Raw genomic sequence first — 22,688 nt, 5'->3', positions numbered from 1 at the left:
GGAATGAGGTGATGAAATGCGTATTGATGCGCACCAGCATTTCTGGAAGATCGATCGCGGCGATTATGGCTGGATCACACCAGAACTGCCGATCCTTTACCGTGATTTTTTGCCCACCGATCTTGAACCGTCTTTGCATAAGCATCAAATTGATAAGACTATTTTGGTCCAGGCGGCCCCAACTGTGGAGGAAACTGAATTTATTCTTCAATTAAGTGAAACCGCTGATTTTATCGCGGGCGTCGTGGGCTGGCTGGATCTTGAGGCGCCGTCTTACAGGGAGCAATATGAACGCTTTGCCCAACATCCTAAATGTATAGGATTTCGTGTGATGATACAGGACATGGAGGACCCGAACACCATATTATCACCCGCTTATCTTGAAGCGCTCTCTTATTTTGCGGATCAGGATGTGCCTATTGATTTACTGGTCCTTTCTCACCAATTGCCGCAGCTTGTTCAATTGCTGGAGCGGGTTCCGCATCTTCGAGGAGTTGTGGATCATTTGGCGAAGCCGCTCATCGCTTCAGGGGAAATCGAGCCGTGGAGAAGCCAAATGGCTGAAATTGCGAAGCATACAAACATCTACTGCAAGCTCTCTGGTATGGTGACGGAGGCGAACCGAGAATTCTGGAAGAAAGAAGATTTTACCGCATATGTCAATGAAGTTCTCGATTTATTCGGCCCAGAACGTATCATGTTCGGCAGCGATTGGCCGGTCTGTCTCCTGGCAGCGACCTATGATGAGGTGGTGGACTTGTTCCGGTATACCGTGCGGGATCGGCTGACACCGGAAGAGACTGAAGCGGTCTTTGGCGGCAACGCTGCGAAATTTTACAAGTTGTTATCCATGGGAGGGTGACGCGATGCAATACCGGAAGTTGGGAAAGACGGGGTTGGACGTATCGGCGTTAAGTTTTGGAGCTTCTTCGCTTGGGGGAGTATTTCGAGACATTCAGAAGGAGGAGGGGATCCGCACAGTTCATACCGCTATCGATATGGGAATCAACTTGATTGACGTTTCTCCCTATTACGGCTTGACTCAAGCGGAAACGGTGCTGGGGGAAGCGCTGAGATCGGTTCCTCGGGACCGTTATGTGTTGTCCACCAAAGCAGGGCGTTATGGACAAGACGCGTTTGATTTTTCGGCGAATCGGGTGATTCAAAGTGCGGAGGAAAGCATGCGGCGCCTTGGGACGGACTATCTCGACATCCTGTTGCTGCATGACATCGAATTTGGTTCGGTAAAGCAAGTGCTGGAGGAAGGGATTCCCGCACTCGAACAGCTGAAGCAATCCGGGAAAATTCGCTTCTTTGGCGTATCAGGGCTGCCTTTGAATATTTTTAATATGGTGTTGTCCCATACGACGTTGGACGTGATTTTATCGTACTGTCATTATTCCTTGAACGACTCTACGCTGCTAGAACTGCTTCCACTGCTGGAACAGCAAGACGTTGGTTTGATCAATGCTTCGCCGTTAGCTATGGGATTGCTGAGCAATCGGGATGTGCCGGAATGGCATCCTGCGAGCGAGGAGATCAAAGCGGTATGCCGACGTGCTGCTGAGTTTTGCCGAAGTCAAGGTACGGATATCGCCAAGCTGGCCATTCAGTATTCGACGGCAAATGAACGCATCACGACGACGCTGGTTAGTACGGCAAATCCGGAAAATATTCGCAACAACATTATGTGGACGGAAGAACCCCTGGATGAATCCTTGCTGAAGGAGGTTCTGGAGATCCTGAAGCCAATTGACGGTAAAACTTGGTCAAGCGGGAGCCCGGAATGGGGCGGAGAGCCTGCACATCAGAACGGGGGGCGAACTTCATGAAGGGGATCATCTGCGAAGATATCGGACGGTTCGTTGTTCGAGAAGACCTTCCGGAGCCGCAAATCGGGGAAGGGGAGGCGATTGTGAAGATCCGTAGAGTGGGGATTTGCGGAACCGATCTGCATGCGTACCGGGGGAACCAGCCTTATTTTACGTATCCGCGGATATTAGGGCATGAGTTGTCAGGAACGATCGAGCACATTGGGGAGAATCGGGAAGGGTTTCGAGCCGGGGATCAGGTAAGTGTAATTCCGTACCTTCATTGCGGCCAATGTCGTGCCTGTCGCAGCGGCAAAACGAACTGCTGCCAACAAATGAAGGTGCTTGGCGTTCATATTGACGGCGGAATGCGGGAAAGAGTGGCAGTCCCGATATCACATCTGATTCGAACGGAAGGACTAACGTTGGATCAGTCCGCGATGCTGGAACCGCTTGCGATTGGCGCTCACGCCGTCAGACGTTCAGGACTAAAGGCAGGCGATGAAGTGCTGGTCATCGGTGCTGGTCCGATCGGGTTAGGCGTTATGGCCATGGCTGGTTATGCCGGTGCGAAGGTGATTGCGATGGATGTGAACGAAGAACGTCTTGAGTTTTGCAAGGTGTGGGCAAAAGCTGAACATACCGTAAATGCGCTGCAGGCACCAAAGGAATGGTTAGCTAACCATACAGATGGCAGTTTCCCAACCTTTGTGATCGATGCTACCGGGAATGCTGCGTCCATGGAAAGCGCCTTTGGACTTGTCGGCCATGGTGGAACCTTAACATTTGTCGGATTGGTAAAAAACACGATCACCTTCAACGATTCCGATTTTCACGCGCGCGAAATGACCGTACAGGGCAGTCGAAATGCGACGAGAGAGGACTTTGTGCGCGTGCTTGCGGCGGTGTCAGAAGGCAGCATCGACATCGGCTCTTATATCACCCACCGTTGTGCATTTGAAGAGATGATAGATCATTTCGAGAAATGGCTCCAGCCTGAATCCGGGGTGATTAAAGCACTGGTGGAGCTGAAATAACCGGATGAAGCACTTTCGCACATTCTGCGGACGGGAGGAAGAGCATGACGAGCATGGCTAGTACGGAACAGAAGGACCGATTGTGGTACGGTAAGCCCGCCTTAGAATGGAACGAGGCTTTACCTATCGGCAACGGCAGACTAGGTGCAATGATTTTTGGAGGTATAGCGGAGGAGAAGCTGCAGCTTAACGAGGATTCCGTATGGTACGGGGGGCCTCGCAATCGAAATAATGAGGATGCTTTGCCTCATTTGCCTGAAGTTCGCAGGTTGATTCTGGAAGGGCAACTTCAGAAGGCTGAAGAACTGGCGGCGATGACGATGGCCGGAACGCCGGAAGCGCAGCGACACTATTTGCCGCTTGGGGATTTACTCCTTTCTTTCGGTCATCATGGGGAGCATGCCGAGGACTATGTACGGGAGCTGGATTTGGAGCACGGGGTAGCCCGGGTTAGCTATCGAATTGGCGGGGTGCGATATACCCGTGAGATGTTTGCCAGTTATCCGGATCAGGCGATCATCATTCGGGTGTCCGCGGACAAGGAGGCGGCTGTATCACTCAAAGCCCGATTTAATCGCCGGGAATGGCGATATTTGGAGCAGACAGCCAAATGGGAGAAAAACGGGTTAGTGATGCGAGGGGAGTGCGGTGGTAAAGGAGGCAGCTCCTTTTGCGCTGTATTGAAGGCGCTTCCCGAAGGCGGGACTTGCCGGACTTTGGGAGAATATTTGTTAGTGGAAGGGGCCGCCGCGATCACTCTGCTGCTCGCGGCGGGTACAACGTTCCGCCAGCCCGATCCGGAGCTTTCCTGCAAACAACAGTTGAATGAACTGAGTCGGTTCACTTATCCGGAGTTGCGAGTCCGGCATATCGCAAATTATCAGGAACTGTATGGGCGAGTGAATCTGGAGCTTCCGGAGAGCCCGGAACTTCAAGCACTGCCTACCGATGAGAGGCTGGAACGTCTCCGGAAGGGGGGAGAGGACCATGGACTGATCGCTACCTATTTCCAATTTGGACGTTATTTGCTGATCTCCTCCAGTCGGCCTGGATCTTTGCCAGCTAACCTCCAGGGTATCTGGAACGACAGCTTCACCCCGCCTTGGGACAGCAAGTTCACGATTAATATCAACACCCAAATGAACTACTGGCTGGCTGAAAATTGCAACTTGGCTGAATGTCATGAACCGCTGTTCGAACTGATTGAACGGATGAGAGAGCCCGGACGGGTGACAGCCCGCACGATGTATGGCTGCCGCGGATTCACGGCGCATCACAATACAGATATCTGGGCTGACACCGCACCGCAGGACACGTACCTTCCAGCTTCTTTCTGGCCAATGGGCGCCGCTTGGTTGTGCCTGCATTTATGGGAGCATTACCGGTTCAGCCAAGATGCCTCCTTTCTGGAGCGTTCCTATGAGACGATGAAGGAAGCGGCGTTGTTTCTGCTCGATTATTTAGTTGAAGACGAAGAAGGGCGTCTGATCACCTGTCCTTCGGTCTCGCCGGAGAACAGCTATAAGCTGCCGAGCGGGGAGACGGGTGTACTCTGCTCCGGGGCTTCAATGGACTTCCAGATTATTGAAGCGCTGTTTGAAGCTTGCATCCGCAGTTCGGAAATCCTTGGACGGGACGAGGCGTTTCGCGAGGAACTTGTTGCTACACTGAAGCGGCTGCCTGAGCCGCAAATTGGCAAATATGGACAAATTCAAGAGTGGATGGAGGATTACGAGGAACTGGAGCCAGGGCATCGTCATATTTCCCATCTATTCGCCCTTTATCCGGGTGAAGGCTTTAGCGTGGATCGGACACCGGAACTTGCTGCGGCTGCAAGGAAGACGTTGGAACGCAGATTAGCTCATGGCGGAGGACACACGGGTTGGAGTCGGGCATGGATCATTAACTTCTGGGCCAGACTGCGAGATGGCTCGAAGGCCTTTGAAAATGTAAAAGAGTTGCTTAAACACTCCACTTTACCTAACCTGTTCGACAATCATCCTCCGTTTCAGATTGATGGGAACTTCGGTGGAACCGCAGGGATTGCCGAGATGCTGTTGCAAAGTCATGAAGGAGTCATTCAATTATTACCTGCGTTGCCTGAGGCTTGGAATGAGGGGAAGGTTAGCGGACTTCGGGCTCGGGGAGGATTTACAGTTGACTTTACTTGGGCAGCGGGCAAAGTGACGGAAGCACAGGTCACGTGTTCTGTAACAGGGACATGTCGTTTGGTTGCCCCTGGTCTTGAACCTGTGACATTTGCAGGGGAGGCAGGACGAACTTACGTATTTCGGCAATAAAGCGAAGGGCGAATAAGGTGATGCTCCGGCGGGTGGATCACGAGCTGCCGGAGCATCAACATCCATGAGGGGGATATTGGGATATGATGTTATTCCACATAAAACACTTCTGCGCTTGGATGCTCACCATAGTTCCCGAAGCCCTTGCCGAATAACGTCAAACCGCCTGGATAACGGGCGTCCGGCTCCACGGATAGACGCAGCGTCCATTGCTTCTGCCGAATGTCAATGTCGTGAAGGGTGACGTCGGACATCTTCAAGCCGTCCATATATGTCCCGTCCGTTGTAATGCGCAGACGCTTCAGCAGGCCATATTGATTCGCCTGTCTTGGCCACCACTCAGGGGTATATTTTCCAGGCAGCTCTCCGTAATCGCCAGGGCTCGTCCAGATGCCCAAAACCTTGCCGTTCAAGGTAAACGTAATATCCGAAGGATAATCGTCCTTGGTTCCGGGAGCTTCGGACGCGATTTCCATCGTAAAGACCAGCTCCTCGGGCTTCTGGGAAGACAGCAAGTAATTAGGGGTTTTGTATTCGATATACCCCGTGCCAAACCAGAGAATCGCAGCATGAATCCGCTCCGGGTCCCAGAAATACCGAGGATCGTCAAAGCTGCCGATGATTTTGTCAGTTGTTGCAATGCCGCAGGTTGGCTCGATGTGAAAATCGGAGTAATGGCCAACGGGGATTTCAACCCGGTGGCTTTTGCGCTCGACTGCCGTTTGGGCAGGAAACTGAATTTCTGCGCCGGAGACAGCGAGTGAACAAATCTTCTGCAAACCGCTCTTGCCAGGCGCCATATGGGTGGCGACGAGACCGCATTCTGACAGCTTGCGCACATGCATGGTCATAATCGCGCTGGACAGCCCTACGGCTGCGGCTAACTCCTTAATGTTCATCGGGCGGTTGGCTAACAGACGCAGAATATGCAGACGAACCGGGCTTGCCAGTGCCTCATACACGGGCAGCGATTGTTCAGATAAATCAAGCTTCAAGATGCCTTCACCTCACCCGAATTTTAGTTAATCATTATATTAACGAGAATTATATTGTTTGACAAGCATCTTCCATGTAGTTGTAAAATTTGGTAGAATAATTGACGGAGTTATGGTCGTCTGCCTATAATATTAAGTAAGTAGTTATTTAATTAATATTTATATTAACTAAGGAGTGAAATGACAGATGCCACTGCATGGAGTGTTAAACGCCGATTCCGGCAAAGGAACGATTAATCGCAATATTTACGGTCATTTCTCTGAGCATTTAGGTCGCTGTATTTACGAGGGATTTTGGGTTGGAGAGGATTCTCCGATTCCGAATACCAATGGCATTCGCAACGATGTTGTGAAAGCGCTTAAGCAAATCCGAATTCCGGTGCTGCGCTGGCCGGGGGGCTGTTTTGCCGATGAATATCATTGGAAGGACGGCATCGGGCCGAAGGAAGCCCGTAAGCGGATGGTCAATACCCATTGGGGCGGCGTGGTGGAAAATAACCATTTCGGGACCCATGAGTTTATGGAGCTTTGCCGGCAGCTGGGCTGCGAGCCTTACATTAACGGCAACCTGGGCAGCGGAACCGTTCAGGAAATGTCGGAGTGGGTGGAATATCTGACTTTTGACGGCGTATCGCCGATGGCTGAGCTGCGGGCGCAAAACGGACGCAAGGAGCCTTGGAAGGTGACCTACTTCGGCGTTGGCAATGAGAACTGGGGCTGCGGCGGTAACATGCGCCCCGAATATTATGCTGACGAGTATCGCCGGTATCAGACGTACGTCCGTAACTATGGGGATAATCGAATTCACCGGATCGCCTGTGGTCCAAATTCGGACGACTATAATTGGATGGATGTGTTGATGCGGGAAGCCGGACGGTTTATGGACTCCATCACGCTGCACTACTATACGCTGCCCAACGATAATTGGCAGGATAAAGGGGCGGCGACCGGGTTCGACGAGTCTGCCTGGTTTGCCACGTTGCGAAAAGCCCTTCGCATGGATGAGCTCATCACTCGCCACCGCACGATCATGGATAAATACGATCCGGAGGGCCGAGTCGGCTTGATTGTGGATGAATGGGGAACCTGGTACAACGTGGAGCCGGGGACCAATCCTGGATTTTTGTATCAGCAAAATACGATGCGCGATGCGCTTGTCGCCGGACTTACACTGAACATCTTCCACAAACATAACGAGCGCGTACGGATGGCGAACATCGCTCAAACCGTCAACGTGCTTCAGGCCGTCATCCTCACGGAAGGCGAGAAAATGATCTTGACGCCAACGTACCATGTGTTCGATATGTATAAGGTTCACCAGGACGCTGAGCTGCTGGATCTGTCGCTGGAAACAGGCAGCTACAAGCTGGAAGACAGCGAGATTCCGGCGGTGACGGCTACCGCATCGCGGGATGCAGAAGGCAAAATCCATCTCAGCTTCTGTAACCTGCAGCCTCATGCGAATACACAGGTGACGATCGACATCCGGGGCTTGGCCGGCAACAGCTTGGTGGTGACTGGCACCACATTAACCGGCGATTCGATTGACGCCCATAATACGTTTGCGCAGCCTGAAGTCGTGAAGCCGCAGCCGTTTGAAGCATTTAAACTGGATGGCGGTAAGCTGACGGTTGATTTGCCGGCGAAATCGGTGACGACGCTGAAATTGGCTGCGAGGGGATAACGTTACATGGCGGATACCTCATGCAAAGCGTGCCGGGACGATTACCGGGTGACGGAGGAGCAGATCCAACGTTTGCTGAAAACGACGGCGTTTGCGCCCGAACGCAGGGTGAGTGAGGTGCAGTATCAGGACAGACTTCGCGCATGCGAAGCGTGTCCGAAGCTGATGGACGGGATGACTTGCACAGTCTGCGGTTGTATCATTCCAGTAATCGCCTGGCTCAAGGAACGGCATTGTCCGCTGCCGGGCGGAGGATTGTGGGCGAGCATTGAGGCGTAATAGGAAAGGCTTCGACTTTATGGCAGCAGGGTGATTCCTTGCTTGTGCATAAAGGCGAAGCCTTTTTTGTTTGGATGGAGTCCAGTTATTTCGCTTCCTCCAACAGTTCCTTTGTATTGTTGCGCACGTTCCCGACGGCAGACGAGACCGGGTACGCCCGCATTTTCGCGGCATCGTAAGGTTGCAGCAGCTTTAGCAGCGAGCCCGTATCCGTGTTGTCCCGGGCCAGCCATTCGGCTTCATGCGCAGGTTGCAGGATCACGGGCATCCGGTTGTGGATCTCGGCCATCAGGGAGTTGGGCTCCGTGGTGATGATCGTACAGGTCGCCAGCTTGTTGCCTTGCGGATCGGTCCAAATGTCATACAGACCGGCGAAGGCGAAGGGGCTGCCGTCTTTCATGACGATCCGATACGGCTGCTTGCCTCCGGCCCGCTGCTGCCATTCGTAGAATCCGTCGGCAGGGATGAGGCAGCGCCGGGTCGTCAGCAGCTTTCGAAACGCCGGTTTGTCTGGAAGCGACTCAGCGCGGGCGTTGATCATGCTGGCACCGATCTTGTCCTCCTTCGCCCAGGAAGGCACCAGGCCCCAGCGCAGCTCACCCAGCCGGTTGCCCTGCTTGCCTTCAATAATGGCGGGGATGAACTGCATCGGGGCTACATTATAGTTTGGGGCGAATTTCGCCAGCCGATTTTCCATGATGAGATACCGGACAATCAGCTCGTCCAGAGGAAGTGTAATCGTAAAGCGGCCGCACATAAGGAGACCTCCATCGTAAGGATCTATTTGTGCTATTCAAGTTCTTCGGACTCGTTTCGCAAGACGTATTTGGATGTAATCATTGTAATCGATTTGCCTGCGGGCCTGCCAGTCACACTTGAAGTACGCTGCTCATTGGTTAAGTCGCTTATTACGTCCATTTAAAAGCAAAAGTGCAGTTCATTTTCCCAAAAAGCGGGTTATCAGGCAACTTAAATGTAAAAGTACATTTCATTTTGGTGTATTTGAGCAATTTCCCGGACGTTTCGCGGTAATGGACTGCATTTTTACAGCTAAATGAGGTCAAAAAGCGCGTTTGGGCTGAGTTCACCTGCACTATTACATCTCGCAAACTTTTGTTTGTTTAAAATTCACAACTCAGACGCAACTTTTCCAACTTCTGCTTCGTTTATCCAGTGTTATCAAGTTCGAAGAAAAGAAATACAACCCACACCAGAAAGGATCTTGAACCATGAATCAACGCAAACGCACCACATGGATGAACTTCACGTTAGCTGCTGCCATTCTAGCTGCCCCTTTGGCCGTGTCGTTCCCGGCTCAGTCGGCGGAAGCTGCAACGAAAGCCAAATATACAGTGTCTCCTCAGAATTTTAGCATTGCTGGAGTCCAAACCACGATCAAAACCATCAATCTGGAAGGCACCACGTATATCGCCCTGCGGGATTTGAGCAATGGTCTTGGGCTGGGCATCGATTTCGATAAAGCTGCCCAGGTGGCGAAGGTGACCGGCAAGAATCGATTGCTGGAGATCAATTTAAAGGCTTCTTCTTTTAAACTAAACGACCAGCTCCTATGGGGGCCGCAGCTTGTGGTTCAAGATAACACGACCTATTTGCCGCTGCGTTTTATTCTTGAACAAATGGGATATGTAGTTGGTTATGATTCTGCTACGAAGTTAATTGCCCTTCAAGGCATTCAAGAGAACGAGGTGAAGATTAGCGCGAAGGCGATTGCAGCAGAGGGGAACGGGAAGGCGCTGCGGGTGTACTATCCGGTCCTTTCCGGACTGGCTGACAGCGGCGCTCAAGAGAAAATCAATGCCTTCCTTAAAAAAGAGGCGGATCAGCATGTTGCTGCGGCGGCGAAGGAAGTTGGTCTTGCTGTAAAAGAAAATGATCAAACGATCGACAAGAACTCGAGCGCATCGAACCGTCAGCTCAGCGTGGATGGCCGCTTTACGGTGACTTATAACGAGAAAGGTCGTCTGAGCCTTTATGTCGATTACTATGTGGACTTTGGCGGGGCGCATGGTGTGACTTCCCGTGTACCGTACACCTTCGATCTCTCGACTGGCAATGTGCTGACCTTGAAAGAAGTCGCAAACAACGCGAATTATGTATCGATCATAAACAGCAAGATTAAGGAGCAAATCAAAGAACGCAAGCTGGAACTAATTACCCCGTTTGAAACGATTGAAGCGGATCGCGACTTTTTCCTGAACCGGAACGGGGTGGTTGTTTACTTTACGCAATATGAATATACACCTTATGCGGCGGGAATGCCGGAATTTGTTATTCCTTATTCAGCCTTTCAATAATTACTTCAGTTGAAGCAGGTTTTCGTTCAGCCTCGGGTCGATGCCTTTATCGATTCGGGGCTGTCGTGTTTAACCGGAAGGAACTTCCGCCTATGCTAAAGAATATGTATTTTTAGTAAAACGACGACAAGCGGGGAGATCATCCATGGAACAAGTGGGTTTGGTGTTAGGCGGCGGAGCCGTGCGGGGACTCGCTCATCTGGGCGTGTTGAAGGCGTTCGAACGGCATGGAATCCCGGTGGACGCGATCGTTGGCACGAGCATGGGCGGTGCGATCGGAGGCCTGTATGCGGCAGGTATTCCTGCAAAGGACATCGAGGATTTGTTATATCACACGCCCAAATACCGGCTGATGGATCTAGGCATTCGCCAACGCGGGCTAATCGGCGGGAACAAAATCTACCAAACCGTCAACGATCTTTTGCGACAACATGGGAAGGATGGGCTAAAGATCGAGGATTTCCCCATTCGATTTAAGGCGGTTGCTGTGGATTTGATGCAAGGCAAGCAGGTGATTTTGGATAAGGGCGATTTAGGGACGGCACTGCGGGCAACGACGGCGTTCCCAGGGGTATTTGCGCCACTGGTACGAGAGGAACAAGTGTTGGTTGACGGCGGGGTGCTTAACAATTTGCCCGTACAGGAGCTGAAGCGGAAGGACGTAGGGCTGATTATTGCGGTGGATGTGACGCGCGAGCATGAGAAGAAGCCGCCCCGCAATATGATTGAGGTCGTGTATCGCTCCTACAGTTTGATGACCGCTGAACGGAAGCATACCAGCCTGCGGCTGGCGGATATCGTCATCCGACCGGATGTGGGGCATGTGTCTGCGTTTGATTTCTCCAAAATGGCTGATTGCATCAAGGCAGGAGAAGAAGCGGCCGAGGGCATGATGGTTGAGCTCAAGGCAGAGGTAAAGCGAGTAAAGCCGGACTTCACTTGAAGATGATAGGATTTGACAGAGGATCATAGAACGGAAATGGGGGATTTAATGCGCTGCATCACGATACGACAGCCATGGGCAACATTGATTGCGATTGGGGATAAACGGTTGGAAACGAGAAGCTGGAGAACGAATTACCGCGGGGAGCTTGGCATTCACGCTGGCAAGCAAGTGGATCGGAAGGCTTGTGAGACGGAGCCGATTCGATCTCTCTTAGCGGAGCACGGATATCGAACTGTTGATCAATTGCCGATGGGTGCAATCGTAGCGGTTTGTCGGCTGAATGACTGCCTCCCTGTCGTGCAAAACGACGGGCGAACCGCATGGTTGGAGGCAGGGGAGCGACGCTTGGAAGCCGCAGGGCAAGAATACCGATTTGGCGATTATGCGCTGGGACGATACGCTTGGGAACTAACGGAATTACGCCGGCTCAGAGAGCCGATTCCTGCCCTGGGCAAACAAGGCTTATGGAACCGTTGATAGGTTATACTTTCAGATCTAAGTGCTTGCCAAGCGTCGGATGCTGGCTTTGGGACATCATTTGTACGAGATTTTGACCTTGAATTTCAGCCTGATCCTTAGCCATACTTAACACACGGATGCTTACGGCTTGGGAAAGCGCGCTTTGGCTCATGGCCGTAGACAATGCTGCAATATCCATTTTGTCACCTCCTGGGAATTATATCGGTAAACGGACTTCAATTGATAATGAATTTTAAGCTGATCTTCAGGTTTCTGTAATGTTCCTTTAAGATACGGGTGCTATTCTTTAGATACTCCCTCTTCTTTAATTGATATAGATATGAAGAAGCCACCCCGTACCAGGGGTGGCTTCTTCCGTTACAGCGGGAAATCATAGAAAAATCGTTTAAAAAGGTCTTTGTGTTCCGTTACGTTAGAAGAACCATTACTTCAAGTCTTCGATCGAGTTGATGTCCATGTAGGTTGGAACGACCAGGCCGGTTTTGACGCCGGTCATGTTTGCGCCGAGATCCTCGACTTGTTCGCCGTATTTATCCCAATAATCCGCATGGGTGAGCGGGAGCCAAGCGGCTGCAGTTGCATCAACGTCACCGCTGGCGACACCAGTCCACATTGGACCTGCCTCGACTTGGAGGGACTCGACGTCATAACCCAGCTTGCTTTCGAGGACATACTCGAGCAGGTTGGTGCTGGCGATTTCCGAATCCCAAGCGACGTAACTCAACTTGAATTTGTCGCCGTCCACCGGTGTCAATCCTTCGGTCCAGCTATCCACGCGGTCGGCATGGCTGTCTGCCCAGGCTTTGGCCGCTTCCGCCGGATCCTGACCTTCTTGGATCGCCGTCATGATCTCGCCCATTTCATCGGAAGTCCACTCGAAGCGATCGAGGAACTCATAGGCAGTCGGATGGTCTTCCTTCAAACCTTTCCGTGCCAGCGTGTGAATTTCTTCAGCTTCCCCGTAGACCTTTTGCGGATCCTCCAAATATTTCAGATCATATTTGGCGAACATCCAGTGCGGGGTCCAGCCGGTAACGATGATAGGTTTTTCGGATTTTACCGCTTTGTCCAGCATCGCCGTCATGGCAGCGCCGGAGCCTTCAATCAGCTTCCAGCCATCAAGGCCGTAAGTTTCAATCGCTTGGCTTGTCGCCTTCATAATTCCGGCACCAGGGTCAATCCCGATGATTTCGTAGTTGACGGACTCACCGACGGCAGCGGCATTTCCGCCATCATTTGCCGAAGGCTCCGGTGTGTTGTTCGCACTGCCGGCTGTGGTATTGTTCGCTTGCCCGCAGGCAGACAACGCCAACATGCCCACTAATCCTGCCAGTACCATGAACTTCCTTGTCTTCTTCAATTTCATCTCAATCTCCCCTTTGTGTTTTGGATTTAAACAGGTTTTGCGTAAAACGGTCGAGCACGATGGCTAGGACAACCACGGCCAATCCGGCTTCAAAGCCTTGCCCGATTTTAAGCTGGGTAACCGCCCGATAAACGGTGGCCCCAATGCCTTGCGCCCCGATCATGGAGGCGATGACGACCATCGACAACGACAGCATGATCGTCTGGTTCACTCCGGCCATCAACGTGGGCATAGCGAGCGGCAGCTCGACCTTAAACAGCTTCTGCCAAGCCGTGGAACCAAAGGCGTTCGCCGCTTCTGTCAACTCGCCGTTCACTTGCTTGATTCCAAGATAGGTAAGCCGAATCGTCGGCGGGATCGCGAAGATCACCGAGGCGATAACCCCAGGGACAACCCCGAGGCTAAAGAAGGTTACCGCTGGCAGCAGATAAACGAACGCCGGCATCGTCTGCATAAAATCCAGCAACGGTGAGATGATCCGATGGACCATTTTGCTATAGGCGCACCAGATCCCGATCGGAATGCCAAACAGGATCGAGATCAAGCCGGAAGTGATCACCAGGCCTAAGGTGTTCATGGTCTCGGTCCAATAGCCAAGGTTGTCGATCAGCAGGAACCCGATCACGGTGAACAAGGCCAACTGCCATTTTCCGATGAAATAAGCGATGATTCCAACGATGGCAATAAACAGCAGCGGATGCGGCAGCAGGAACAATCCGGCGAAAAAGTTAACGATCGTTTCAATCGTTGTGGACAATCCGTCGAAAAATCCTCCAAGCGTCCGCTCCATGGCATCCACCAGCGATTCAATCCACTCGGCTAGCGGCAATTTCGGGATGAATTCCATCTGGGCGCACCTCCTCCTTCAGTTCATGATGTTCTCCGGCGAGGGCTCCCAGTACGGCACCGCGTACGATGACGCCCAGCAAACGATCCTGCTCGTCAACGACGGCCAGCGGCACCTTGGAAGAGCTTGTGACTTCAAACAGGTCACTTAGCACGGTATCCGGAGCCACGCGAGGGGCGTCTGTAATCAGAATTTCTTCCAGGCCAATCCCGGACTTAGCAGCACGGGAGGCGTCTTCGGCTGTAATGACGCCCAGCAGGCGTTTGCCCCGGCCGATGACGAACAGGTTGGAGATGCCTCGTTCACGCATCAGTTCAAGCGCGACGCGGGGACCTTTATCCAACGTAACGGTTTCCGGTCGACGCATGACGCGGGCTGCGGTCAGCACCTTGGACAGGTCGACGTCCTCAATGAACCGTTCTACATATCGGTTGGCCGGGTTCATCAGCATTTCTTCCGGCGTGCCGATTTGGACGAGCGCGCCATCCTTCATCAGTGCGATCCGGTCGCCAAGACGCAGAGCCTCATCCAAATCATGTGTAATGAAGACGATCGTTTTCTTCATCTTCTCCTGCAGCTCAAGCAGCTCATCTTGCATGTCACGACGAATGAGCGGGTCGAGAGCACTGAACGCTTCGTCCATCAACAGGATTTCCGGGTCATTGGCCAGCGCACGGGCCAGGCCAACCCGCTGCTGCATACCGCCGCTCAGCTGATCCGGCATCTTTTGCTCCCAGCCTTGTAAGCCGACGAGCTCGAGGGCCTGCATCGCTTTATCGCGGCGTTCTTTTTTGGCCACTTTCTGAATTTCCAGTCCGTATTCCACATTCTGCAGGACCGTGCGATGCGGGAATAAAGCAAACTTCTGGAACACCATGCTGATCGATTTACGCCGTACTTCGCGCAGTTCAGCTTTGTTCATTTTGCGGAGATCCCGTCCATGCAGCAGAATTTCCCCCGCAGTAGGTTCGATCAAACGATTCAACATCCGAACCAGTGTCGATTTGCCGCTCCCCGACAAGCCCATAATGACGAAAATTTCACCTTCATGGATGTCCAAGCTGACTTGGCCAACGCCGACAGTTACGCCTTTTTCCTTGAGCAGACGTTCTTTGGTATAGCCCTGCTTCAGCAATGGAATGGCCTGCTCAGCATGGGGACCAAATAACTTGCTAACATCTCGGACTTGTAATATTGGTTGATTCATAGATTCACTCCTTTTCTATAGCTTGAAGTTCCCCCTTCGATCTCGGCTTCGCTTAGAAAAATGCCCAGCGAGGCAATATCGCCATCAATCCGTGAGGTAAGTGTAACAAATGGAATGAAAATTACGCAAAGATGAAAACCGTACGTAAGGAACGTACAGAAAAAACTGAACATAACGAATCAACAGATAGCTCCGATATCCTCCCAAATGCTCCCTAAGCTGCTTCTTTACTTTTGGGGTTGACTTTCTTAAGATAGAATAAGCGTTGAGCCGCAAAGAGCTTAAGCTGTGCGGGCGACGCGTTCACAGCGGAGGTTGTTTTTGCATATGAATAGGAGGTTGCAAGCATGAGCTTGGACCAGCTCACCGATGAGCAACAGGCTTTATTAATGAAGGTACGCAAACGCGTAATTGAGGCGATCGGCCGAAACATGGACTTGTACGGGATCTCTTTGTCTACAGGGCACTTGTACGGGCTGCTGTTCTTTGCTGACAAGCCGATGACTTTGGACGAGATGGGCAAGGAAATGAAAATGAGCAAAACCAGCATGAGTACGGGCGTCCGCACGTTGCTGGATCTCAAAATGGTCAATAAAGTGTGGGAGAAAGGCTCCCGCAAGGACTTATATGAAGTGGAATATGACTGGTACCAGACGTTTACGGACTTCTTCGCGATTAAATGGAGAAAAGCGGTGGAGAGCAATATCCTTGTGCTGCGTAGGTCCATTGATGAATTAACGAAGGTGATGGCGGTGGAGGAGGACGAGCCGCTTCGCAACGTATTGGAAGAAGACATCCGTAAGATGAAAGAATCTGTGAAATATTACGAATGGCTGGACCGTCTGATCGACGCGATGGAAAGCGGAGAGATCTATAAGCTGGTCCCCAAGGAAACCGAATCCTGATAAAAAATATAACGCTTATTCCCAAGCACGTTGGCATTTGCGCAGCGTGGGGAATAAGCGTTTTTTTTTTGCGTATCAGTAGACTCCGATGTCATCCAGCATCAGCTTGGCAGCGCCGCCGTTCAGATAGAAGGTCAGGCGCTGGATCCCCGTGTTTGGATCGAAGCTGGGGTTGGCAGCCGCAAAGTCTGCTAGGTCGAGACGATATGTCTGGTAGACCGCTTCGGTTGGATGCTTGTATTTGCCTCCTGACAGGTGGCGTTCCAGCCAGGGATGGATCGTAAATGAAGTGACAGGCAGCGGTTCGATCTCCATAAACCTCTTGAGCGGCAGGCGGACAGAGGTGCTGTTGCCGTCGGTCAGCTCCACCTCAACCTTGACGGAACCGGAAGCTAGAGCGGCATCCGGGGTTTGCTCATCCGCCAGCTCGAAGCTGCGGTCGGTGAGTGAAAAGGCGAGCTCCTCCGGCGGGCCGCCGGTTGGGAGGGGAGCACCTTGTTCCCAGCTTAACGTATAAGCGGACGGGTCGTTGCTGCTAGACTTACGCTCCAGCACGATTCCCCGGGACGGCTTGGTGCCGTTTTGCCGGTTCTTCGCCTCTTCTTCCTTCCAGGTGAGGTTGCTCCCCGATGCTTTCCCGCCTCCGGGAAGACTTAACCGGTTGAAATCTTCATCGTAGCGGGCCCAAGCAGTAAACGTGCTGCTCTCGAAACGATTGTAATACACTGTGTCCGGGAGCCAGGCTAAGCCAGTTCGGTAATCCTGCAACAGCGGAAGATAGCGGCTGTGTCCTGAATCGGTAGTTGTAGCCGAAGCGAGGCCGGAAGCGTTACTCCCCGTTGCCGTACCGTGCAGCGTTTCCTCGAAGAAAGCCGAGATGTACACCTTCGCGATGCTCCGCTGTTCGGAAGGAGACAGCATCCCGTTTCGGCTGAGCAGAATGCCCTTCGGATAACTGACGTCCCGACCGCCCCAGCTGCTGTTGAACTGGCTATGGTTGGCGTCCCCGATGTACAGCGAAGCTTTGAACCGATCCGTTCCCGGCGAAAAACTCGTGCGCATGTACTGCCGGTCGCCGTCGAAGTCGCTGACATCGCCATCCCGTGCGCCTTGCAATGTCAAATAGCTGACATCCTTAAGCTGGGTGTATTTTCCGTCTACCTTTTTGTCGGTGGGGGCGATCGCTGCAACCGCTTGAATCTGGACGTCCTCTAAGCTCGATATCAGCTCCGCGTCGTCCGCGAACCAATCTTTGTAATCCGCAGCCATCGCCACCGCTTGCCCGCCGCGGGAATGGCCCGCCAGTCCGATGCGGGTGAAGTCGATTTTGTGATATAACGGGTTACCAGGTTCGTCGGCAAAAACGCCAATCTGCTGCAAATGCTTCAGCAAAATCCAGGCTCGAACCTTCATATCGTTATCGGGAATTCCCGTCCATACGGAGTAATTCAAGAAGTTCTCATCGACGGATACGACGGTAAACCCTCGGCTGGCCAACAGTTCTCCCAGATAAGCGTATCCGTCATCGGAGAAATCCTCCATGAGGTGATTCCCGTGAACGATCAGCACGAGCGGGTACCGAGTATGGCTATCGGTAGCGCTGTTCCCTAGGTTGGTGTGGTCCTGTTCCTCTGCTGCGACAGGCATCCAGACTCTCCCGTTCAGCGGCAGTGCTCGCTGATTAAATCCCCAATAGGCGGTCCGGTAGATGGACCACTTCTTAATGTAGGCGGAGGCATCCACCGTCCCGGAGGTGATGTCGACCGCTTCCCCGTATTCGGGCTGCCAAGCGTCGTTCCCGCTGCCGTAGGTGAAGGTCGACACCTCATAAGGCCCGGGTTCAGCGGGGCTGTCTAGCAGCTCGGCCAAGCTTGGCACGGCCGCTGAACTGGCGGCGGCGTCGCTGCTTGCGACGTCGCGCGCCTTGTCACCATCGGCTTCGCCGGCTTCCCAGATCCCGGCGCTTTGCACGCCTTGATAGGCCGGCACGGCGGAGCCGCTCCCGGGACTCGCCGCGAACGGCCAGATCGCGGCGATGGCCGCCAGCAGCGCCGCCATGAGGGAGGCTGCGGCTTTATGGCGCCGCCGCAGCCTCCGGCTGGCGAGCGTTCCTGCCAACAGCCCGGCGGAGATGCCCGCCAGGCTGATCACCGCGGCGATGACCAACGCCGCGGGCAGCGCAACTTCGTTAGAGTAGAAAATAACGAAGCTCGCGGCAAAATCAAACAAGACCGCCCCTGTAAACAGGCGGGGGATCGGCAGGCCGATCAAAGCCAGCAGCAGTGCGGTGATGTGGGCGGTCAGGTACAGGCCCAGCGTTCCTGCGAGCAGGAACAGCAGCAGATCGACCGGACTCCCCAGCCCGGTCGGCATCCCGAGCGCCAGTAGGCCAAACGCGAACATGCCGGCCCCCCAGGGGCCGGCAATGGCGAATCGCCAAAAGGCGGTATCGTATCGGTAAGCGTTCCGGATACGGCGAGCGATCCGGTAACGCAGCGTCGGCTTGCTCAGTAAAAGTTCAGTAACCACCTGAATTTCCATGGCTTCCCCCAAAATCTCGTAGTCTCTCCCTTCCTTTATTGTAACATGGGCCAAGGACCGGGAGAAACAGGGGAAAACAGGGGCCGAATTAGCAAGTTCAGCTTGATCAGATGCTCGATGCCCTACCGAACCAAGCCGCTATTGATGACCCGCTACACCACTTTTGCAGGATTATCCCGTTCCATCAGTGAAGTCTGAGTGATCTTCAGGAAGTCCGAAAGGCGCGTTAGGCTAGTGATGTTCGCAGGTCATCAGTTCGAAGAGACCCATTTGGCCGAGCAGAAGTCTACAAAACCAAGCTGATTCGGCTGACCCAGCGGGATAATGCTGTAAAAAACGTCAGCCTCAGCCCCACCAAGCCGCTGATCCAGCGGGATAATGCCGTAAAAGGGCCAGCACGAGCCCATCAAGCCGCTGACCCAGCGGGATAATCCTGTAAAGGCCAGCTCCAGCGCTACTGCTGACTCTGGCCCGAGCGCGGACGGAAACGGACCCATGACCAGACGATCAGCAGGAGCAGCACCGCCAGACAGGTGCCGATGCTGATACGGTTCTGCGTGTCGAACAGGAACAGCAGCGCAATGACGACGAGACCGATCACCGTCAACAGTGTAATATAGGGGAATCCCCAGACTTTAAAGCTAGGCGCTTTCGGATAACGCTTGCGCAGCTTTAATTGGGACAAGCAGATCGTGATCCAGACGAGCAGCACGACAAAGCCGGGGACCGCCATCAAGAGACGGAACAAACCTGCCTGATTAAAGACGGCCAGCATGGAGCCGAGGATCAGGACAACTCCGCAAAGAATCAAGCTGTTCACCGGCACGCCCTTGGCGGAAATCCGCGCCAGCTTCGCCGGAGCTTCCCCGCCGGCAGCCATCGAATGGAGCATTCTGGTCGCGCCATAGATGCCGGAATTCGCGGCGGACAAGACTGCCGTAATCAGAATGAAGTTCATCAGATGCGCTGCCCCCTGTAAGCCCGCCGAGGACAGTACCTGCACGAACGGGCTGGTCTGCTCGCTGAGACTGTTCCAGGGAATCAGTCCGCAAATGATCAGAATCGGTAACGTGTAAAACAGCACCACGCGCAAAATAAAGCTTTTGACCACCCGGGGCAATACTTTCTCCGCATCCTTGGCTTCCGACAAGGTTAATCCGATCAGCTCAGAGCCGCCGTAGGAGAACATCACGACCAGGAGCGCTGAGAAGATCGCCGTCCATCCATTCGGGAAAAAGCCGCCGTAATCCCGGTAATTGTGCGGGAACGGAGCACTCGTTCCAGGGAGAAGGCCAAACAGCATGGCTGCGCCTAGGAGAATAAAGACGATGATCATCGCGATCTTAATCCCAGCCAGCCAAAATTCAAACTCACCGTAACCGGCCACGCTCATTCGATTGATGGCCAGAATAAAGGCGGCGCTGGCTAGACTGAGCACCCAAAGCGGGACGTCCGGCAGCCAGAACTGCAGGAAACTGCCGGCGGCAATCACTTCGATCACGCATACGGCCAGCCACATGAAGCAGTACATCCAGCCCAAAATGAAAGAGATGCGTTCGCCAAAAGCTTCCCGGATGAAGTCCTTCATGTTGCGGCCGGGATACACTGTCGCCATCTCGGCAATGGCACCCATGACGACCAGCAGCAGTAAGCCGGCAAAGGCATAAGAAAAAATCACGCCAGGTCCAGCCAGGCTGACGGTCTCAGAGCTCCCTTTGAAGATCCCGGTGCCAATGACACCGCCCATGGCCATAAAGCTGATGTGGCGGGGCAGCAATTTTTTCTGCAAAGTTGAGGAATCAGATTTCACGTGAACAAAGCCCCCTAAATCTAAGTTGAATCCACTAGTTGGATAAGCAATACGGACTTTATCTTACACCAATTCGCCCGATGGAGGAAATGACATCATACCCGGTTGAATAGTATCACATTTCGTTGATTGGTCAGATAGGCAGGGGCCGGCAGCCAATATACAATAATTTTCAAGATAAAAACAGCGTAAAGGGGAGAAGCATCTATGGCCCGATTATCCACGGATCGGGAAATGCAGCCCGAACCCGTCATGCCGCAAGTGCCTTATCCAAGAAGGAAGAGTGGGCTCGAGCGTTTTATTCGGCAAATTGATCTGCAGTTGATGGTCCTCCCGGCGCTTGCCCTCATCTTCGTGTTTAGTTATATCCCGATGTATGGCGTTTTGATCGCCTTTCAGGACTACAAGATCGGGCACAGCTTTACGGGGAGTCCGTGGGTGGGCTGGAAGCATTTCGCTTACTTCTTTAACTCGCCGGATTTTTACACGGTGATGCGCAATACGATCGTCATTAGCCTGCTGAAATTTCTGATTGGATTTCCGGCACCGATCCTGTTGGCCTTAATGCTGAACGAAGTGCGGAAAATGGTCTTCAAACGAGTTGTTCAGACGATTACGTATCTGCCGCATTTTATGTCCTGGGTTATTCTCGGCGGTCTAGTTGCTTCGATGCTCGCCACGGATAACGGGAGCTTAAACATGCTGCTGGAGCGGTTGAATCTGATTCAGGAACCGATTAACTTCCTGTCACTGCCCGAATACTTCTGGACCATTTTGATCACGACCAATGTATGGAAAGAAATCGGTTTTGGCTCGATTGTCTACTTGGCGGCGATTGCCGGGGTAGATCCCCATACCTATGAGGCGGCTTCGATTGATGGGGCCAGCCGCTTTAAACAGATTTATTTGATAACGCTTCCATCGATTATGCCGGTCATTTCGATCTTTATGATTCTGGCGATCGGCAATTTGCTGAGCGCCGGCTTTGAAGATATCCTCGTGTTGGCCGTGAACCCGGCGCTGCGAGATGTCTCTGACGTCATCGATACGTACGTGATCCGGGTGGGGATCAACAATTACCGCTATTCCTATGCTACCGCCGTTGGGTTGTTTAAAGCGGTCGTCAGCGTCGGGCTGTTGACCATCGCGAACTACGTAGCCCGCCGATCCGGCAACAGCTTATGGTAATCAGGAGGAGGTGTCCGCGATGTATAACAGCAGAGGCGACCGGGTCATGGTTGCTTTCATTTACGTCTTCTTAACCGTTTTTTCCCTCTCCACGTTATATCCGTTCCTGAATGCCATTGCTATCTCGCTGAACGAAGGGCTGGATACCGCAAAAGGCGGGATTACCCTCTGGCCGCGCTCCTTCACCCTGGAAAATTACGAGGTCGTCTTCCAGGATGAACGGCTGATGTCGGGATTTATCATCTCCGTCCTTCGGACCGTCGTCGGCACGGTCAGCGCCATCTTGGCCACGGCGATCTTCGCTTATGGGATGACCAAGCGCGAGCTGATGGGACGTAAATTTTATATGCTGATGTGTATTTTTACGATGTATTTTTCCGGCGGATTGATTCCAACGTTTCTGTTGATCCGGAATCTGGGGATGTTTAACTCCTTCTGGGTATATATCATTCCTTCGCTCATTGGGGTCTGGAATATGATCATCTTTCGTACCTTCTTCCAAGGGCTGCCCCAAGGCTTAGAGGAATCGGCCAAAATCGACGGCTGCGGCAATTGGGGCACCTTGTTCCGCATCGTGCTGCCGCTGTCGGGACCGGTCATTGCAACGTTATCGCTCTTTACCGCGGTTGGTCACTGGAACGAGTGGTTTATCGCCAGCATCTACATTTCGAAGGAGGAGCTGCTGCCGATTCAGACGATTTTGAAGCAGATTCTCGCCTCCAACATCGTCTCCGAGCAGACCGCGAACCTGGATGCGGCGGCACAAGCCCATATGGCGCAGGCCAAAACCGTCACCAGCAAATCGCTGTCGATGGCCACCATGATGGTCGCAACGATCCCGATCGTTCTCGTCTATCCGTTTGTGCAGAAGTATTTTGTCAAAGGGGTGCTGGTGGGGTCTTTAAAGGAGTAGTTGAATGAACTGCAGGCGGCGTTTAGGGCAGATGGTTCTGCTTTGAACATAAAAATGAAAGTCG

At 52.9% G+C, this 22,688-nt stretch carries 20 protein-coding genes and 1 pseudogene; 12 read left to right on the top strand and 9 right to left on the bottom strand.

What is annotated here, in order from left to right:
• Window positions 1-16 precede the first annotated feature (16 nt).
• The 4 genes from C812_RS13195 to C812_RS13180 are packed head-to-tail and all read left to right on the top strand — an operon-like array spanning window position 17 to window position 5,148.
• Window positions 17-862, top strand: coding sequence for an amidohydrolase family protein (locus C812_RS13195; RefSeq protein WP_016313148.1), 846 nt, complete (start codon window positions 17-19; stop codon window positions 860-862).
• A 4-nt stretch (window positions 863-866) separates the two neighbouring features.
• The gene (locus C812_RS13190; RefSeq protein WP_016313147.1) at window positions 867-1,832 is read left to right on the top strand and encodes an aldo/keto reductase; all 966 of its coding nucleotides are present in this window, start codon (window positions 867-869) and stop codon (window positions 1,830-1,832) included.
• Window positions 1,829-2,848: a zinc-binding alcohol dehydrogenase family protein gene (locus C812_RS13185; RefSeq protein ID WP_036625160.1), complete on the top strand. Its 1,020-nt coding sequence runs from the start codon at window positions 1,829-1,831 to the stop codon at window positions 2,846-2,848. The genes C812_RS13190 and C812_RS13185 overlap by 4 nt, the downstream gene beginning before the upstream one ends.
• Before the next feature lie 44 nt (window positions 2,849-2,892).
• A complete protein-coding gene (locus C812_RS13180) occupies window positions 2,893-5,148 on the top strand; it encodes a glycoside hydrolase family 95 protein (protein WP_016313145.1) in 2,256 nt (751 codons plus the stop codon).
• A gap of 89 nt (window positions 5,149-5,237) precedes the next feature.
• On the opposite strand, the gene C812_RS13175 is transcribed toward C812_RS13180, so the two are convergent.
• Entirely contained in the window at window positions 5,238-6,143 is a 906-nt protein-coding gene (locus C812_RS13175) for an ArsR/SmtB family transcription factor (protein ID WP_016313144.1), read from the bottom strand.
• A 187-nt stretch (window positions 6,144-6,330) separates the two neighbouring features.
• Here C812_RS13175 and C812_RS13170 point away from each other — a divergent pair, with 187 nt between their 5' ends.
• Window positions 6,331-7,827 carry an alpha-N-arabinofuranosidase gene (locus C812_RS13170; protein ID WP_016313143.1) on the top strand — a complete coding sequence of 499 codons (1,497 nt, stop codon included), beginning with the start codon at window positions 6,331-6,333 and terminating at the stop codon, window positions 7,825-7,827.
• Window positions 7,828-7,833: 6 nt separating this feature from the next.
• A complete protein-coding gene (locus tag C812_RS13165) occupies window positions 7,834-8,106 on the top strand; it encodes a DUF6171 family protein (protein ID WP_016313142.1) in 273 nt (90 codons plus the stop codon).
• An 85-nt stretch (window positions 8,107-8,191) separates the two neighbouring features.
• Here C812_RS13165 and C812_RS13160 read toward each other — a convergent pair whose 3' ends face one another.
• Complete coding sequence (locus C812_RS13160) at window positions 8,192-8,863, bottom strand: SOS response-associated peptidase (protein WP_016313141.1); 672 nt, start codon at window positions 8,861-8,863, stop codon at window positions 8,192-8,194.
• 472 nt (window positions 8,864-9,335) lie between these two features.
• On the opposite strand from C812_RS13160, the gene C812_RS13155 reads away from it, so the two are divergent.
• The 3 genes from C812_RS13155 (at window position 9,336) to C812_RS13145 (ending at window position 11,844) form a co-directional block, all read left to right on the top strand.
• Window positions 9,336-10,421: a stalk domain-containing protein gene (locus tag C812_RS13155; RefSeq protein ID WP_016313140.1), complete on the top strand. Its 1,086-nt coding sequence runs from the start codon at window positions 9,336-9,338 to the stop codon at window positions 10,419-10,421.
• Between the two features lie 145 nt (window positions 10,422-10,566).
• Window positions 10,567-11,364 (top strand): patatin-like phospholipase family protein, encoded by a 798-nt coding sequence (locus tag C812_RS13150; RefSeq protein ID WP_016313139.1) that lies wholly within the window; start codon window positions 10,567-10,569, stop codon window positions 11,362-11,364.
• Between the two features lie 36 nt (window positions 11,365-11,400).
• On the top strand, window positions 11,401-11,844 hold the full coding sequence (locus tag C812_RS13145) for an ASCH domain-containing protein (protein ID WP_244268318.1): 444 nt from the start codon (window positions 11,401-11,403) through the stop codon (window positions 11,842-11,844).
• A gap of 4 nt (window positions 11,845-11,848) precedes the next feature.
• Here C812_RS13145 and C812_RS21910 read toward each other — a convergent pair whose 3' ends face one another.
• The 4 genes and pseudogenes from C812_RS21910 to C812_RS13130 all read right to left on the bottom strand — a co-directional run bounded on the left by C812_RS21910 (window position 11,849) and on the right by C812_RS13130 (window position 15,267).
• Window positions 11,849-12,025 carry a YjfB family protein gene (locus tag C812_RS21910; protein WP_016313137.1) on the bottom strand — a complete coding sequence of 59 codons (177 nt, stop codon included), beginning with the start codon at window positions 12,023-12,025 and terminating at the stop codon, window positions 11,849-11,851.
• Between the two features lie 246 nt (window positions 12,026-12,271).
• Window positions 12,272-13,213 (bottom strand): glycine betaine ABC transporter substrate-binding protein, encoded by a 942-nt coding sequence (locus C812_RS13140; protein WP_016313136.1) that lies wholly within the window; start codon window positions 13,211-13,213, stop codon window positions 12,272-12,274.
• Between the two features lie 15 nt (window positions 13,214-13,228).
• A pseudogene (locus tag C812_RS13135) lies at window positions 13,229-14,060 on the bottom strand (ABC transporter permease); the annotation flags it as partial.
• Window positions 14,020-15,267 (bottom strand): quaternary amine ABC transporter ATP-binding protein, encoded by a 1,248-nt coding sequence (locus C812_RS13130; protein WP_016313134.1) that lies wholly within the window; start codon window positions 15,265-15,267, stop codon window positions 14,020-14,022. The gene C812_RS13130 and the pseudogene C812_RS13135, both read right to left, overlap by 41 nt.
• 347 nt (window positions 15,268-15,614) lie before the next feature.
• Here C812_RS13130 and C812_RS13125 point away from each other — a divergent pair, with 347 nt between their 5' ends.
• A complete protein-coding gene (locus C812_RS13125) occupies window positions 15,615-16,172 on the top strand; it encodes a GbsR/MarR family transcriptional regulator (protein ID WP_016313133.1) in 558 nt (185 codons plus the stop codon).
• Window positions 16,173-16,247: 75 nt separating this feature from the next.
• On the opposite strand, the gene C812_RS13120 is transcribed toward C812_RS13125, so the two are convergent.
• From C812_RS13120 to C812_RS13110, 3 genes are all read right to left on the bottom strand, one after another.
• Window positions 16,248-18,713, bottom strand: coding sequence for an alpha/beta hydrolase family protein (locus tag C812_RS13120; RefSeq protein ID WP_016313132.1), 2,466 nt, complete (start codon window positions 18,711-18,713; stop codon window positions 16,248-16,250).
• 251 nt (window positions 18,714-18,964) lie between these two features.
• Window positions 18,965-19,210 carry a hypothetical protein gene (locus tag C812_RS13115; RefSeq protein ID WP_036625158.1) on the bottom strand — a complete coding sequence of 82 codons (246 nt, stop codon included), beginning with the start codon at window positions 19,208-19,210 and terminating at the stop codon, window positions 18,965-18,967.
• A complete protein-coding gene (locus tag C812_RS13110; RefSeq protein ID WP_016313131.1) occupies window positions 19,168-20,523 on the bottom strand; it encodes an amino acid permease in 1,356 nt (451 codons plus the stop codon). The genes C812_RS13115 and C812_RS13110 overlap by 43 nt, the downstream gene beginning before the upstream one ends.
• Before the next feature lie 252 nt (window positions 20,524-20,775).
• Here C812_RS13110 and C812_RS13105 point away from each other — a divergent pair, with 252 nt between their 5' ends.
• Window positions 20,776-21,711, top strand: coding sequence for an ABC transporter permease (locus C812_RS13105; RefSeq protein ID WP_127576765.1), 936 nt, complete (start codon window positions 20,776-20,778; stop codon window positions 21,709-21,711).
• 19 nt (window positions 21,712-21,730) lie between these two features.
• Complete coding sequence (locus C812_RS13100) at window positions 21,731-22,624, top strand: carbohydrate ABC transporter permease (protein WP_016313129.1); 894 nt, start codon at window positions 21,731-21,733, stop codon at window positions 22,622-22,624.
• Window positions 22,625-22,688 lie beyond the last annotated feature (64 nt).

Origin of the sequence: Paenibacillus barengoltzii G22 (assembly GCF_000403375.2) — a bacterium.
Classification (GTDB): domain Bacteria; phylum Bacillota; class Bacilli; order Paenibacillales; family Paenibacillaceae; genus Fontibacillus; species Fontibacillus barengoltzii.
Note: the sequence above shows the minus strand (reverse complement) of the source record. Positions and strands in the feature narration are given on the sequence as shown.